Below are 14,605 nucleotides of genomic sequence, written 5' to 3'. Positions count from 1 at the left end.
CGCAAGCGCCCATCATGTCTGCCATCCCCGCGTGGATCCGGAGAGCTGCCATGCCTGATGCCCTGATGTCCCTGTTGACTGGTGGTGTTCTCGGCCTGGGGTGGTGGGCCATGCTGGCCGTGCTGCTGGTCTTCACCCAGATCACCATCTTCTCGGTGACCCTGTACCTGCACCGCAGCCAGGCCCATCGCGGGGTCGATTTCCACCCGGCGCTGGCCCACCTGTTCCGCTTCTGGCTGTGGTTGACCACCTCGATGATCACCCGGGAATGGGTGGCCATCCACCGCAAGCACCACGCCAAGGTGGAGACCGAGGACGACCCGCACAGCCCGGTTACCCGCGGCATCGGCAAGGTGTTCTGGCATGGCGTGGAGCTGTATCGGGAAGCGCGTGGCATGCGCGCGGACATTGAGCAGTACGGGCGCGGCACCCCGGACGATGCGATCGAGCGCCACCTGTACACTCCGCACGCCACGCTGGGCCCGGTGCTGCTGCTGGCAATCAACAGCGTGCTGTTCGGCCTGCCCGGCGTGGCCCTGTGGGCGATCCAGATGGCATGGATCCCGTTCTGGGCGGCCGGCGTGGTCAACGGCCTGGGCCACTGGTGGGGCTACCGCAACTACGAGTCTGCCGATACCTCCACCAATCTCACGCCGTGGGGGTGCTGGATCGGTGGCGAGGAGCTGCACAACAACCACCATGCCTTCCCCAGCTCGGCGCGCTTCGCGATGCGGCGCTGGGAATTCGACATCGGCTGGAGTGCGATCCGCCTGCTGCAGGCGCTGCGCCTGGCCAAGGTGCTGCGGGTGGCACCGGCCATGGACGTACGCCCGAACATCGCCGTGCCCGATGCCGAGACCCTTAAGGCGCTGCTGTCGCACCGCTTCCAGGCGATGACCGACTACCAGCGCAACGTGTTCATGCCGGCCCTGCGCGAGGAAGCCGCGCAGGCCGGGGCCAAACTGCGTCGCCTGCTGCCGCGCCGGCTGCGCCGCGGTCTGGTCAACGATGGCCGCTGGCTGAAGCCGGACAGCCGTGCCCAGCTGAGCGCCTGGGTGGCACAGCGCCCGCGCATCCGCACCCTGGTCGAGTACCGCGCGCGGTTGGCGGCACTGCTGGAGGCGCGCGGCCACGATGCTGCCGAGCGCCTGCATCAGCTGCAGGCGTGGTGCCGCGAGGCCGAGGGAAGCGGTATCGCGGCGTTGCAGGCCTACGCCGCACGCTTGAAGGGCTACAGCCTGGTGGGCGCGTGAGGGCAGGGTACGGGCTTCTGCTGGCGGCACTGCTGCCGGGCGCGGCGCTGGCCCAGGTCACCGACACCGCCAGCTATCTGCAGCGGATGGACCGCGATGGGGACGGCAGGGTCAGCGAAGCCGAGTACGTGCAGTGGATGCTGTATGCCTTCGACCGCATGGACCGCAACGGTAATGGTGTGCTGACGGCCGAGGAGCTGCCCGGTGGCAAGGGCAGGGCGATCAGCCGCGAGCAGCAGCGGCAGGTGATCGTGCAGCGCTTCCACAAGCAGGATGCCAACGGTGATGGCTTCCTCGACGCCCGTGAGCTGTCCGCGCCGCCGCGTTGAGCGGGCGTAGAATCACCCCATGCCCGAACTGCCCGAAGTCGAAACCACCCGCCGCGGCCTGGCGCCGCACCTGCAGGGCCGCCGTGTGCATGGCGTGATCCTGCGCCGCGCCGATCTGCGCTGGCCGATTCCACCGGAAGTGGCCGAGCTGCTGCCGGGGCAGCGCATCGAGGACATCCGCCGGCGCGCCAAATACCTGCTGCTGGATACCGCCGTCGGCAGCGTGGTGCTGCACCTGGGCATGTCCGGCAGCCTGCGCGTGCTGCCCGGTGATACCCCGCTGCGGGCGCATGACCACGTCGACATCAGCCTGGACAACGGCCGCCTGCTGCGGTTCAACGATCCGCGCCGCTTCGGCAGCCTGCTCTGGCAGCCGGCCGGCGAGGTCCACCCGCTGCTGCAGGGGCTGGGTCCGGAGCCGCTGGACGAGGCCTTCGACGGCGACTACCTGTTCGCCCGCAGCCGGGGCCGCAGTGCGCCGGTGAAGACCTTCCTGATGGACCAGGCGGTGGTGGTGGGCGTCGGCAACATCTATGCCGCCGAGAGCCTGTTCAAGGCCGGCATCAGCCCGCTGCGCGAGGCGGGCAAGATCTCGCGCGAACGCTACCAGCGGCTGGCCGGGGCGGTGAAGGAAATCCTCGGCTATGCGATCACCCGGGGCGGCACCACGCTGCGCGATTTCATCAGCCCTGACGGCGCACCGGGCTACTTCGAGCAGGAACTGCTGGTGTACGGCCGCGACGGCCTGCCATGCCCGAACTGTGGCCGCGCGCTGAAGCACGCCACCATCGGCCAGCGCGCCAGCGTCTGGTGCAACCACTGCCAGCGCTGAGCCGGGCGGCCAGCGGCAGCTGAACGGGCAGGAGACGTCTCCGCTGCCCGTTAACGTTTGTCTGCCTATCATGGCCGACCTTCCCTTCGTGCCTGACGCGCCTGCATGCAACGACGCGACTTCATCCGCAATGCCTCCCTCGCCCTGGCAGCATTCGGCCTGCCGTCCCTGCCCGCGTGCGCGGCCAGCAGGAGCGGCCAGATGGGCCTGCGCCGCCTCGGCCAGCCGCAGCCGTTCGACTTCGCTACCCTCAAGGGCCAGGCGCGCGCGCTGGCACAGGCGCCCTACAAGAGCCACAAGCGGGTGCTGCCGGGCCGCCTGGAAGGCTTGGACTGGGACCAGTACCAGTCGATCGGTTACCGCCAGGACCATGCGCTGTGGGCTGACCAGCCAGGCAAGTTCCAGGCCAAGTTCTTCCATCTGGGCCTGTACTTCCATTCGCCGGTGCGCATGTTCGACGTGGTCGACGGCAAGGCGCAGGAGCTGGCCTATGACGGCGCGGCATTCAACTACGGCAAGAGCGGCATCAAGGACGGCGAGCTGCCGGCCGACCTGGGGTTCGCCGGTTTCCGCTTGAACACCCGCAAGGACACCGACCGCGATTTCGCCGCCTTCCTCGGCGCCAGTTACTTCCGCGCGGTCGGCAAGGAGGGTCAGTACGGCCAGTCCGCGCGTGGCCTGGCGATCGATACCGGCATGGGCAAGCCGGAGGAATTCCCGGATTTCATCGCCTACTACCTGGAACAGCCGTCGGCCGATTCGGAGACGATCGTGGTCTACGGCCTGCTGGATTCGCCCAGCGTGGCCGGTGCCTATCGCTTCGCGATCACCAACGGTGACGTGCTGCTGATGGACATCGACAGCGCGCTGTACCCGCGCAAGGCGATCGAGCGGTTGGGTATCGCGCCGTGCACCAGCATGTACCAGGTGGGCGAGAACGACCGCCGCATGGGCTGGGACTGGCGCCCGGAGATCCACGATACCGACGGCCTGTCGCTGTGGACCGGTGCCGGCGAATGGATCTGGCGCCCGCTGCTGAACCCGCGCAACCTGCGCTTCAACATGTTCGTGGACCGCAACCCGCGCGGTTTCGGCCTGCTGCAGCGCGACCGCAACTTCGACCACTACCAGGACGACGGCGTGTTCTACGAGAAGCGGCCGTGCCTGTGGGTGGAGCCGAAGGGCGAATGGGGCGAGGGCTCGGTGCAGCTGGTGGAGATCCCCACCGTGGACGAGACCTTCGACAACATCGTGGCGTTCTGGAATCCCAAGGAAAAGCCGCAGCCGGGCCAGGAGCTGCTGGTCGGTTACCGCCTGTACTGGGGCGCCGAGCCGCCGGCACGGCCGCCGATGGCGCACTGCGTGGCCAGCCGCACCGGCCTGGGCGGTGTGGTCGGCAAGAAGCGCGAGTACTTCAGCTGGCGCTTCGCGGTGGACTTCGAAGGTGGCGAACTGGCCAGGCTGATCGACAAGGGCGAGGTCGAGGCGGTGGTGGAAGCCAGCCGGGGCCGGGTCGAGATCGTGTCGGCGCGGCCGCTGCGCGAGATCAACGGCTACCGCGCGATGTTCGACCTGGTGCCGCCGGAAGGCAGTACCGAGCAGATCGACATCCGCCTGTTCCTGCGCAGTGGTGGCAAGACCCTCACCGAGACTTGGCTGTACCAGTACACCCCGCCGCCGGCCGGAGCGCCGGAGCGCACGCTGTACTAAGAGGGGGTTGGGTTTGCAGGGCTTGCAGCCCTGCACCCGCTTCAAGCCAAGGCAACGTCAAATGCGTGCATTCCGTGGGATGGCGGGGTGGGTCCGGTTGCGGGGGACGGCGTAAATACGTCCATGTAGCCTCGGTCGCGCCATCCATGGCGCTCACGCCCCCTCAACCGGACCCACCCCGCCTTCGACAGATCGCCGCGATCTGTCGGAGCACGGGGTCGGATCCCGTTGCTGCGCAACGGGCTCTGACCCCCAGATGAATTTCGATAGATGAATTTCGATATCTGACAGATGTGCCGACCAACGGTCGGCACCCACCAACAGCCGCGTGAAATTGTCAGAGGTGGGGCGGTGTGGGTGGGCAGGACCGTTGGCGCCATGGATGGCGCCATCGAGCCCCCAGGGACGGGTTTACGGCGTGTCCTGCCCACCCACACCGCCCCGCCATCCCGCGGAATGCCGCTTTGGCTTTGGCCGTTGCCGTTGCGTTGAGCAGGTGCAGGGCTGCAAGCCCTGCAAAAGCACACCCCTTACAGCGGCAGCGGCGCCTGCGCCGGATCGATACGCCCTTCACCGCGGGTGATCTTCTTGAACTCGGCGCGGCTGACCGACACGTAGCGGTCGTTGCCGCCGATCTCCACCTGCGGGCCGTCCTGTACTGCGTGGCCATGCTCATCCACGCGTACCGTCATCGTTGCCTTCTTGCCGCTGTGGCAGATGGTCTTGATCTCCTGCATCTCGTCGGCCCAGGCCAGCAGGTACTGGCTGCCCTCGAACAGTTCGCCGCGGAAGTCGGTGCGCAGCCCGTAGCACAGCACCGGAATGCGCAGCTGGTCGACCACCTCGCTGAGCTGCCAGACCTGGGCGCGGGTGAGGAACTGGGCTTCGTCCACCAGCACGCAGCCCATCGGACCGTTCGCCGCCAGGTCCTGCTCTACCCAGCGCTGCAGGTCGGTATCACGGTCGAAGGCCATGCCCTCGGCGCGCAGGCCGATCCGCGAGGCAACCACGCCGGCGCCGGCGCGATCGTCCAGGCGCGGGGTCAGGATCGCCACCCGCATGCCGCGCTCGCGGTAGTTGTGGGCGCTCTGCAGCAGGGTGGTGGTCTTGCCGGCGTTCATCGCCGAATAGTAGAAGTAGAGCTTGGCCATCGACGGATTGTACGCCGCGGCCCCGCTTCGCCGAAGCCGTTCAGCAACCCCGCCGGCAGGCCGCTGTGGTCGTCACCCCGCCCCGCTACAATCCCCATCCCATGCACGGTCTCAATCCCCCCCAAGCCGCCGCCGTCCTGCACATCGAAGGTCCGCTGCTGGTGCTCGCCGGCGCGGGCAGCGGCAAGACGCGCGTGATCGTGGAAAAGATCGCCCACCTGATCAGCTGTGGCCGCTACCCGGCACGCCGCATCGCGGCGATCACCTTCACCAACAAGTCGGCCAAGGAAATGCGCGAGCGTGTGGCCAAGCGCCTGCGCGAGCAGGATGCCGACGAGGTGACGATCTGCACCTTCCATGCGCTGGGCCTGAAGTTCCTGCAGATCGAGCACGCGGCGGTGGGCCTGAAGCGTGGATTCTCGATCTTCGACGCCGACGATGCCGCTGCGCAGATCAAGGACCTGATGCACGGGGCCAAGCCCGACGACATCGAGGACATGAAGAACCTGGTGTCGCGCGCGAAGAACGCCGGCCTGTCGCCCGAACAGGCGATGGCCGCCGCACGCAGCAACCGCGAGAAGGAAGCGGCCAGCGTCTACGAGCGATACCAGCTGAGGCTGACCGCGTTCAATGCGGTCGACTTCGATGACCTGATCCGTCTGCCGGTGCAGATCCTGGAAGAGAATCCGGACATCGCCCTGGCCTGGCGCGAGCGCATCGGCTACCTGCTGGTGGACGAATGCCAGGACACCAACGACGCGCAGTACCGCCTGCTCAAGCAGCTGGCCGGCGAGAAGGGCAACTTCACCTGCGTCGGCGACGATGACCAGTCGATCTACGCCTGGCGTGGCGCCAATCCCGAAAACCTGCAGCAGATGGGGCGCGATTACCCCACGCTGGAAATCATCAAGCTGGAGCAGAACTACCGCTGCTCCAACCGCGTGCTGCGCGCCGCCAACGCGCTGATCGCCAACAATCCGCATGAGCACCTGAAGAAGCTGTGGAGCGACCAGGCCGACGGCGAACGCATCCGTGTTTGGGAATGCCGCAACAGCGAACATGAAGCGGAGAAGGTCGCCGCCGAGATCGCCTTCGTGGCGCAATCGCGCAACGTGCCGTGGAGTGACTTCTGCATCCTGTTCCGTGGCAACTTCCAGTCGCGCCCGCTGGAAAAGGCGATGCAGCTGCTGCGCATTCCCTATCACCTGACCGGCGGCACCATGTTCCTGGAACGCCAGGAAGTGAAAGACACCCTGGCCTGGCTGCGCCTGCTGGTGAACCCGGATGACGACACCGCGTTCATGCGTGCGGTGCAGTCGCCCAAGCGCGACGTCGGTGCCGGCACGCTGGCCAAGCTGGCCGAGCTGGCCCAGGAAAAGGACATGCCGATGGCGCATGTGGCAGAAACCATCGGTGCCCTGCAGCAGCTCCCACCGCGCGCGGCCAACAGCCTGGCGCGCTTCACCGACATCCTGCGCGACCTGCGTGCACAGATGCGCCAGGTGACGTCCGGCGACATGATCCGCAAGGTGGCCAAGGAATCCGGGTTGCTGAGCGAGCTGCGCCAGCAGGCCAAGGAAGAGGCCAGCTACCAGCGCCGCGCAAACAACATCGAGGAACTGGCGCAGTGGTTCGAGGGCGGCCCGCGCGGTGCAACCGCCGCCGACCTGGCCGGCCAGCTGGCGCTGCTGTCGCGCAGCGACAAGGACGAGGGCGGCAACCAGGTGCGCATGATGACCCTGCACGCTTCCAAGGGCCTGGAATTCCCGTACGTGTTCATCGTCGGCTGCGAGGACGGCGTGCTGCCGCACCAGGTCAGCTTGGACGAGGGCAACCTGCAGGAAGAACGGCGCCTGCTGTACGTGGGCATCACCCGCGCCAAGATCCAGCTGTGGATGAGCTACAGCAAGCTGACGCGCAAGTTCGGCGAACACGTACGCCTGAAGCCGAGCCGGTTCTTCGAGGAGATTCCGGCCGAGGAGATCCAGCGCGATGGCGCCGATCCGGTGGCGGATGCGGCGCGGAAGAAGGAACGGGCGAGCGCGGGGTTGGCGGCGATTGAGGCGCTGTTCGACTAGGGCGCTCCAACGGCGCCGCCCCTCCGTGGTGGAGCGCGCGTTGGTTCCGCAGTGTGGCCGGTCGGGGTGGGTTCGCGGGGGACGCCGTGAACCCGTCCTTGGGGGCTTAGCCGCGCCATCCATGGCGCGGATACCCCCGCGAACCCACCCCGACCGGCCTCTGACAGATTCCGGGCGCTTCCTTCCACGGCAATGCAGAGGAAATCAAAAGCAACAGCCGGGGGTTGAGGCAGAATCGGGGTTTCGGCTGGAGGTCTGCCTGTGCAACCGATCGAGAGTGAGCGCCTGCGGCTGCGGGCCATTGAACCTGACCGTGATGCGGCACCGATGCTGGCGCTGTTGAATGATCCGGGCTTCTTGCGTTTCATCGGTGACCGCAACGTGCGCGACGAAGAACAGGCACGCGAGTACATTGCGCTGCGGGTGCTGCACAGCTATGCGTTGAATGGCTTCGGCATGTATGCCATCGAGCGGTTGTCCGATGGTGCCTGGGTGGGTAATGCCGGGCTGGTGCGGCGGGATGGCCTGCCGGGGCCGGATATCGGCTATGCGGTGCTTTCGCAATTCGCCGGGCAGGGCTATGCCGGTGAGGCGGCGCGGGCGGTGTTCGCGCATGCACGCGGAGCGCTGGGCCTGCACGATCTGTATGGCATCACCGACCTGGACAACGTGGTGTCCGGGAAGATCCTGCTGGGCTTGGGCATGCAGGAGCGCGGGGTGATCCAGTTGCCGGGCGTGGACAGCCCGAGCCGGTTGTATGCCACGCCGGGTGCGGCTGACGTCGGGTAGTGCCGGCCGCTGGCCGGCACTACCGGATGTGGACGTTCAACCGCGCAGTTCGTCCAGCTGCGCCTGCAGCTCGGCCACGGCCGCTTCCAGCCGGGCGACGCGCTCGGCCAATCCCGGATCGGCCGCCTCGCTGCCACCACCACCACTGCTGGCGTACTTCGCTGCCAGCGCCGCACCGTCCACTTCACCGCACAGCAGGTGCATGTAGCGGTCTTCGCGCTGGCCGCTGGCGCGCGGCAGCACCACCAGCAAGGCGCGCTGCTGCAGGCGCTCGATGGCGTGGCGGGCTTCGTCCACATCGGCGAAGCGGTACAGGCGTTCGCTGCGCGTGATCAGTTCACCCAGCGTCTGCGGCCCACGCAGCAGCAGCAGCGCCAGCAGCACGGTCTGCTGCCGGGTCAGGTCCAGCGCGGCCTGCAGGCGGTGCTCGTAGCGGTCCGCGCGCGAGGAGTAGTGCTGGCGGGCCAGGCCCAGCGCCTCCAGCTGGCGCAGCGCATGTTGCACGCTGCCGGCATCGACGTTCATCACCGGCTCGCGGGCGGTCTTCTGGTTGGCGGCCGATTGGGCGGCATTGACGGTCAGCGGATAGGTGTCCGGTGTGGTCGCCTCCTTTTCCACCAGGCAGCCCAGCAGGCGTGCCTGCACGGCGTCGAGCAGGGGGACGTCGGGGGTCTGGGTGGAATCGGTCATGGCGGCCTCCGGAAGGGCAACGGGTCAACCGCCAAGCATAGCCGTCCCGGGGCCGCCTTTGCCGGTAAAATGCGCCGGTATATCTGATTGCCGGTGAATCCATGCGTCGTCCTGTTTCCCTGTCCCTGACCCTGCTCGCTACCGCGGCGCTGGGCCTGTCCGCCTGCAAGCGCGTGGAGGCGCCTGCCGCCGAAGCCGCGGCCCCGCAGGCGCCCGCTGCCGCTGCCAAGGCCGATGGCGTGCTCGATGCCACGGCCAACGACAATCTCAATGCGGTGCTGTGGATGCAGCGCGCGCAGGAGTACAAGGCCATCACCGAGCAGACCTACCGTGCCGCCGCCGACCAGCTGGACGCCGCGCTGAAGGAAGCGCACTGGGATGCGCTGGTGCCGGAGGAACGCGGCAACGAGGCCAAGGGCCTGAAGCCGGCCGTGGTGCTGGACGTGGATGAGACCGTGCTGGACAACTCGCCCTACCAGGCGCGCCTGGTGCGCGACGGCAAGGAATACGACGAGCTGAGCTGGGACCAGTGGGTGGCCGAGAAGAAGGCCAAGGCCATTCCGGGCGTGGTGGATTTCGCCAAGGCTGCCAACGCCAAGGGCGTGACCCTGCTGTACATCTCCAACCGCGCCGTGCACCTGAAGGACGCGACCCTGGCCAACCTGCGCGAGCAGGGCCTGCCGGTGGCCGATGACAGCGTGTTCCTGGGCCTGGGCACCGTGGTCGAAGGGTGCGAGCAGGCCGGTAGCGAGAAGAACTGCCGCCGCCGCCTGGCCGGGCAGAAGTACCGCGTGCTGATGCAGTTCGGCGACCAGCTGGGCGATTTCGTGGAAGTGACCGCCAACACCAACGAAGGCCGTGACGCACTGCTGCAGCAGTACCACGACTGGTTCGGCGAGCGCTGGTGGATGCTGCCCAACCCGACCTACGGTGGCTTCGAGCCGGCGCAGTTCAACAACGATTACAGCCAGTCGCGCCAGGCCCGCCACGACGCCAAGCGCGCTGCCCTGGACTACGCACCATGAGCCGCGCGCCACTGCCGCTGCGCGACGACGAGCGCCTGATCTTCGCGCTGGACGTGCCTGATCGCGCGCAGGCGCTGGAGTGGGTCGACCGCCTCGGCGACAGCGTGGCGTTCTACAAGATCGGCATGGAACTGCTGGCGTCGGGCGAGTACTTCCAGGTGCTGGACGAGCTGGCCCGCCGCGACAAGCGCGTGTTCGTCGACCTGAAGTTCTTCGATATCCCGGCCACCGCCGCGGCGGTGATCAAGCGCCTTTCGCAGTGGCCGGTCAGCTACGCCACCATCCACGGCTGGCACCCGGCGATGATGGAAGCCTGCGCCGCCGCCAACAGCAGTGACATGCGCCTGCTGGCGGTGACCGTGCTGACCTCGATGGGCCGCCCGGACCTGGCGCAGATGGGCATCGACCGTGAACCGGTGGAGGTGGTGGTCGAACGCGCGCTGGCCGCGCAGGCGGCCGGCATCGATGGCGTGATCGCCTCGGGCCAGGAGGCCGGCCCGATTCGCGCCGCGACCGGCGCCGGGTTCTCGATCGTCTGCCCGGGCATCCGCCCCGGTGGCCCGGTCGGCGATGACCAGAAGCGTACCGTTGGCGTGGCCCAGGCGTTTGCCGATGGTGCCGATGCCATCGTGGTTGGCCGTCCGATCCGCCTGGCCACCGATCCGCAGGCCGCGGCCCGGGCCATCCAGCAGGAAATCGCGTCGGCACTGGGTGCGCGCTGAGGTTCCGTTGCGAAGGCTGCAGGCCCGAACGCCATCCCGGCCCGCGCGGGATGGCGTTTTTGCATCTGTCTACCGAGCGGTTGTGCCCGAATCGCCGCAAAACCTGCCGTAGATTTCATTGCTTCCACCCCCATCATCAGGTGAATCAATAAAATCAATAGTTTAAGGCGAACTACGTGAAGTGTTGCCTTAACTTGAGCGGCAGCGTAGGATCGCCGCCATCCGGTCCTCGGACCGGACATGTGCCACAACACTGTCCACCGGCCCTGCGCCGGTTTGAAGAGCCTGTGATCCCCGTGATCCCGGCTCTTTTTTTATTCCCGTCAGTGACTTGCACAGGCAACAGCGGAAACCGTGACGTCCCGGCTTGCCGCTGTCACGTCGCAGGCCGCAAGATGCGGACCGGTCCGGGGAGTCCGATTGCATGAGCGTGGCGGTGCGAGGAAGGTCTGCGCGTGGATGGGGGCTGGCAGCCATGCTGCTGCTGGCGGCGGTCGCGTGCCGCGAATCAGCCGATGATCCGGCCAAGCCGGCAGCCGAACCGGTCGCGGCGGTGCAGGCGATGGCCCTGCGCCTGGCCGAGGACGATCTGGTCGGCTACGCGAAGCTGTCGGTGCCGCCCAGCCAGTACCAGCGCCTGCAACAGGCCTGGACCGAAGGCCACAGCCAGTGGCCGCTGACCGAACTGCCGCTGGGTGACCAGCTGCTGCCGATGCTGGCCGCGCTGCGCAAGCCCAACGCCAGCGCCGAACTGCAGCGCAGCTTCGATCGCCAGCTGGCCGGACAGGCCGGCGCCGTTCGCCAGGCCGCGCAGTCGATGGGCAACTTCGGCGTGCAGTATCTGCGCCACCAGAAGGGCTATACGCCCGGCCAACAGGCGCACTACATCGCCCTGGTGGAAACCCTCGCCAGCTGGGCGCAGGGCGCACCGATCAGTGACCGCGCCCGCGCGCGCAGCACCATCGCCGCACTGGTTGGCGCGGCCGGCAAGGTTGGGTTCGATGATGAGGCCGGCCTGCAGGCCGCCGGCATGGAAGGCAGCCTGCAGCAGCTGGCGCCGTTCATCCACACCCTCAAGGCCGTGTTGGGCAGCTACGGGCTGGGCGTGGACGATGCGCTGCGCAGCGTGCGCGGTGAGCTGCTCTCGGTGGAGGGTGACAATGCGCTGGTACGCCTGCACTACGACCTGGCTGGCCGCGAAATGATCCTGCAGCTGCCGCTGAGCCGCCGCGAGGGCCACTGGTACCTGACCCGCACCCTGGCCGACACCGATGCGCTGCTGCGCAAGGCCGACGCGGCCCGCGCCGCGGCCTCGCCATCACCGGCTGAAGCCCCTGCTGGGGGTGGGGAAGCAGCAACGCCGCCGCCTAAGCCATAATGGCGCCGATGTCGAAACAGAACCCGCTGCCGTTTCCCGGCGAAGAATCCCAGTCGACGCCCGCCGATACGGTGCCGGCGTCCCCCTCGACCGGCACCGGCCCGAACCCGGTACCGCCGCCCGTGCACGCGCGTCCGGCCGGCCGCCGCCCGCTGTGGGCTCGCCTGCTGGGCCGCCTGGTCGAGCCGTGGCTGTCGCTGAAGATCGAGCCGGAAGACCCAGGCCAGTACAACGATGGCCGTCCGGTCGTGTACGTGCTGGAAGACTACGGCCTGTCCAACGCGCTGATCCTGGACAAGGCCTGCCGCCAGGCCGGGCTGCCCTCGCCGCTGGTGCCGCTGGCCGGTGACCCGACCGGGCGCAAGCGCGCCTACCTGGCGCTGTCGCGGCGCAGCTCCAGCAACTCGCTGATTCCCGAGCAGCGCGGCGCCAAGACCCACTCCGATTCGCTGGCCAAGGTCCTGCAGGCGCACCGCGTGCGCGACGACCTGGATGTGCACCTGGTGCCGGTGTCTATCTTCGTCGGCCGCGCGCCGGACAAGCAGAGCGGCTGGTTCGCGGTGCTGTTCTCGGAAAACTGGGCGCTGGTCGGTCGCTTCCGCCGCCTGCTGGGCCTGCTGCTTAACGGGCGCAATACCATCGTGCGCTTCGCCCCGCCGATCTCGCTGCGCAGCACCGTGGACGAAGGCCTGGAGCCGGAGCGCACGGTGCGCAAGCTGCAGCGCGTGCTGCGTACGCACTTCCGGCGCATCCGTGAATCGGTGATCGGCCCGGACCTGTCGACGCGGCGCCTGCTGGTGGACCAGGTATTGGCTGCCGAACCGGTGCGCGAGGCGATCGCCGCACAGGCCAAGCGCGACAATTCGAAGCCGGCCGATGCCTGGAAGAAGGCACACGCCTACGCCTGGGAAATCGCCGCGGACTATTCCAGCCCGGTCGTGCGCTCGGCCAGCTTCATGCTCAGCCACGTGTGGAACCGCATCTATGCGGGCGTGCTGGTGCACCACCTGGACAAGTTCAAGGCTGCCGCGCCGGGCCACGAAGTGGTGTACGTGCCCAGCCACCGCAGCCACATGGACTACCTGCTGCTGTCCTACCTGCTGTACGACCGTGGCATCGTGCCGCCGCACATCGTGGCCGGCATCAACCTGAACCTGCCGGTGGTGGGTACCCTGCTGCGCAAGGGCGGTGCGTTCTTCATCCGTCGCTCGATCCGCGGCAACGCGCTGTACTCGGCGGTGCTCAGCGAGTACGTCGCGCAGCTGGTGGCCGGTGGCTACTCGCTGGAGTATTTCGTTGAGGGTGGCCGGTCGCGCACCGGCCGCCTGCTGCAGCCCAAGGGCGGCATGATCTCGATGACGCTGCGTGCGTTCCTGCGCCAGCCGCGCAAGCCGGTGCTGTTCCAGCCCGTCTACATCGGCTACGAGAAACTGATGGAAGGCGGCAGCTATCTGGACGAACTGTCCGGCCGGCCGAAGGAAAAGGAATCGATCTGGTCGCTGCTGTGGGGCATCCCCAAGGTGCTCAAGCAGAACTACGGCCAGGTGGTGGTGAACTTTGGCGAACCGATCGCACTGAACGACGTGCTGGCCGAGAAGGCGCCGGAGTGGAAGGGCGAGGCGGTGTCCGAGGACGAGAAGCCGGCCTGGCTGTCGACCACGGTGGATACGCTGGCCGAACGCATCCAGGTGCGCATCAACGGCGCCGCCGACGTCAACCCGATCAACCTGCTGGCGCTGGCCCTGCTGTCCACGCCGAAGCACGCGATGGGCGAGGCCGACCTGATCGCGCAGATCGAGCTGTGCAAGACGCTGCTGGTCGAGATGCCGTACTCGGACCGGGTGACGGTGACCCCGCACTCGCCGGAGCGGATCATCGCCCATGCCGAGGAGATCAACGTCCTCACCCGCATCAAGCACCCGCTGGGCGATGTGCTCAGCGTCAGCGGCGATACCGCGGTCCTGCTGAGCTACTTCCGCAACAATGTGCTGCACCTGTTCACCGCCTCGTCGTGGGTGGCCTGCTGCTTCCAGAACAACCGCCGCATGAGCCGCGCCGGCCTGGTCCAGCTGGGCCGTACGGTGTACCCGTTCCTGCAGGCCGAGCTGTTCCTGCCGTGGAGCGAGGACGAGTTCGCCCAGCGCATCGACCAGACCATCAACGTGTTCGTGCGTGAGGGGTTGCTGCAGAACGTCAATGACGACGACGGCGGTATTCTGGCGCGCAACACCGGGCAGACCGACGAGGTCTTCCGCCTGCGCGCCATCGGGCACTCGCTGCAGCAGGCGTTCGAGCGCTACTACATCGCCATTTCGGTGCTGGTCAAGAACGGCCCCGGCGTGCTTGGCGCCGCCGAACTGGAAAGCCTGTGCCAGCAGGCCGCGCAACGCCTGAGCCTGCTCTATGCGCCGGCGGCGCCGGAGTTCTTCGACAAGGCCCTGTTCCGAGGCTTCATCCAGAAGCTGCGCGAGCTGCGCCTGGTGTGGCCGGACGAGAACAGCAAGCTGCTGTTCGACGAGCGCCTGGATGCCTGGGCCAAGGATGCCAAGTTCATCCTCGGCCGCGAGCTGCGCCACACCATCGAGCGGGTCAGCCCGGAAGCGGCGCGCCCGGACGAGCCGGCGCCGCAGGATTGAACTGAATCCTGC

12 protein-coding genes are annotated in these 14,605 nt (G+C 67.7%); 10 read left to right on the top strand and 2 right to left on the bottom strand.

Annotation, left to right across the window (positions count from 1 at the left end):
- Positions 1 to 50 precede the first annotated feature (50 nt).
- From VG543_RS10290 to VG543_RS10275, 4 genes are all read left to right on the top strand, one after another.
- Positions 51 to 1,253, top strand: coding sequence for a DesA family fatty acid desaturase (locus tag VG543_RS10290; protein WP_423178965.1), 1,203 nt, complete (start codon positions 51 to 53; stop codon positions 1,251 to 1,253).
- A complete protein-coding gene (locus tag VG543_RS10285) occupies positions 1,250 to 1,582 on the top strand; it encodes a hypothetical protein (protein WP_207049138.1) in 333 nt (110 codons plus the stop codon). The genes VG543_RS10290 and VG543_RS10285 overlap by 4 nt, the downstream gene beginning before the upstream one ends.
- 19 nt (positions 1,583 to 1,601) lie before the next feature.
- Complete coding sequence (gene mutM, locus VG543_RS10280) at positions 1,602 to 2,414, top strand: bifunctional DNA-formamidopyrimidine glycosylase/DNA-(apurinic or apyrimidinic site) lyase (protein WP_423178966.1); 813 nt, start codon at positions 1,602 to 1,604, stop codon at positions 2,412 to 2,414.
- 105 nt (positions 2,415 to 2,519) lie between these two features.
- Positions 2,520 to 4,124, top strand: coding sequence for a glucan biosynthesis protein (locus tag VG543_RS10275; protein WP_164145492.1), 1,605 nt, complete (start codon positions 2,520 to 2,522; stop codon positions 4,122 to 4,124).
- A gap of 530 nt (positions 4,125 to 4,654) precedes the next feature.
- Here the strand turns inward: VG543_RS10275 and VG543_RS10270 are convergent.
- Positions 4,655 to 5,275: a thymidine kinase gene (locus VG543_RS10270; RefSeq protein ID WP_021204637.1), complete on the bottom strand. Its 621-nt coding sequence runs from the start codon at positions 5,273 to 5,275 to the stop codon at positions 4,655 to 4,657.
- 101 nt (positions 5,276 to 5,376) lie between these two features.
- Here VG543_RS10270 and VG543_RS10265 point away from each other — a divergent pair, with 101 nt between their 5' ends.
- Together VG543_RS10265 and VG543_RS10260 are read left to right on the top strand one after the other, a co-directional pair.
- Positions 5,377 to 7,353: a UvrD-helicase domain-containing protein gene (locus tag VG543_RS10265; RefSeq protein ID WP_058983214.1), complete on the top strand. Its 1,977-nt coding sequence runs from the start codon at positions 5,377 to 5,379 to the stop codon at positions 7,351 to 7,353.
- A gap of 261 nt (positions 7,354 to 7,614) precedes the next feature.
- Positions 7,615 to 8,142 (top strand): GNAT family N-acetyltransferase, encoded by a 528-nt coding sequence (locus VG543_RS10260; protein ID WP_423179113.1) that lies wholly within the window; start codon positions 7,615 to 7,617, stop codon positions 8,140 to 8,142.
- A gap of 36 nt (positions 8,143 to 8,178) precedes the next feature.
- On the opposite strand, the gene VG543_RS10255 is transcribed toward VG543_RS10260, so the two are convergent.
- Complete coding sequence (locus VG543_RS10255) at positions 8,179 to 8,832, bottom strand: YceH family protein (RefSeq protein ID WP_423179114.1); 654 nt, start codon at positions 8,830 to 8,832, stop codon at positions 8,179 to 8,181.
- Positions 8,833 to 8,933: 101 nt separating this feature from the next.
- Here VG543_RS10255 and VG543_RS10250 point away from each other — a divergent pair, with 101 nt between their 5' ends.
- From VG543_RS10250 to plsB, 4 genes are all read left to right on the top strand, one after another.
- Positions 8,934 to 9,857, top strand: a complete 924-nt coding sequence (locus VG543_RS10250) for a 5'-nucleotidase, lipoprotein e(P4) family (protein WP_171953208.1) — start codon at positions 8,934 to 8,936, stop codon at positions 9,855 to 9,857.
- The gene (gene pyrF, locus VG543_RS10245) at positions 9,854 to 10,579 is read left to right on the top strand and encodes an orotidine-5'-phosphate decarboxylase (protein ID WP_021202271.1); all 726 of its coding nucleotides are present in this window, start codon (positions 9,854 to 9,856) and stop codon (positions 10,577 to 10,579) included. The genes VG543_RS10250 and pyrF overlap by 4 nt, the downstream gene beginning before the upstream one ends.
- A gap of 424 nt (positions 10,580 to 11,003) precedes the next feature.
- Positions 11,004 to 11,957: a hypothetical protein gene (locus VG543_RS10240; protein WP_346715206.1), complete on the top strand. Its 954-nt coding sequence runs from the start codon at positions 11,004 to 11,006 to the stop codon at positions 11,955 to 11,957.
- Entirely contained in the window at positions 11,957 to 14,593 is a 2,637-nt protein-coding gene (gene plsB / locus VG543_RS10235) for a glycerol-3-phosphate 1-O-acyltransferase PlsB (protein WP_019662245.1), read from the top strand. Before VG543_RS10240 ends, plsB begins: the two co-directional genes overlap by 1 nt.
- The last annotated feature ends 12 nt before the right edge of the window (positions 14,594 to 14,605 follow it).

It is taken from the genome of Stenotrophomonas sp. CASM101, assembly GCF_049384845.1.
Classification (GTDB): domain Bacteria; phylum Pseudomonadota; class Gammaproteobacteria; order Xanthomonadales; family Xanthomonadaceae; genus Stenotrophomonas; species Stenotrophomonas hibiscicola.
This window is presented reverse-complemented; position numbering and strand designations above follow the sequence as displayed.

Coding starts and splice junctions, on each gene's coding strand:
- pyrF (WP_021202271.1), top strand. CDS start 9,854: ATGAGCCGCGCGCCACTGCCGCTGCGCGACGACGAGCGCCTGATCTTC.
- VG543_RS10240 (WP_346715206.1), top strand. CDS start 11,004: ATGAGCGTGGCGGTGCGAGGAAGGTCTGCGCGTGGATGGGGGCTGGCA.
- VG543_RS10265 (WP_058983214.1), top strand. CDS start 5,377: ATGCACGGTCTCAATCCCCCCCAAGCCGCCGCCGTCCTGCACATCGAA.
- VG543_RS10275 (WP_164145492.1), top strand. CDS start 2,520: ATGCAACGACGCGACTTCATCCGCAATGCCTCCCTCGCCCTGGCAGCA.
- VG543_RS10290 (WP_423178965.1), top strand. CDS start 51: ATGCCTGATGCCCTGATGTCCCTGTTGACTGGTGGTGTTCTCGGCCTG.
- VG543_RS10255 (WP_423179114.1), bottom strand. CDS start 8,832: ATGACCGATTCCACCCAGACCCCCGACGTCCCCCTGCTCGACGCCGTG.
- plsB (WP_019662245.1), top strand. CDS start 11,957: ATGGCGCCGATGTCGAAACAGAACCCGCTGCCGTTTCCCGGCGAAGAA.
- VG543_RS10250 (WP_171953208.1), top strand. CDS start 8,934: ATGCGTCGTCCTGTTTCCCTGTCCCTGACCCTGCTCGCTACCGCGGCG.
- VG543_RS10270 (WP_021204637.1), bottom strand. CDS start 5,275: ATGGCCAAGCTCTACTTCTACTATTCGGCGATGAACGCCGGCAAGACC.
- mutM (WP_423178966.1), top strand. CDS start 1,602: ATGCCCGAACTGCCCGAAGTCGAAACCACCCGCCGCGGCCTGGCGCCG.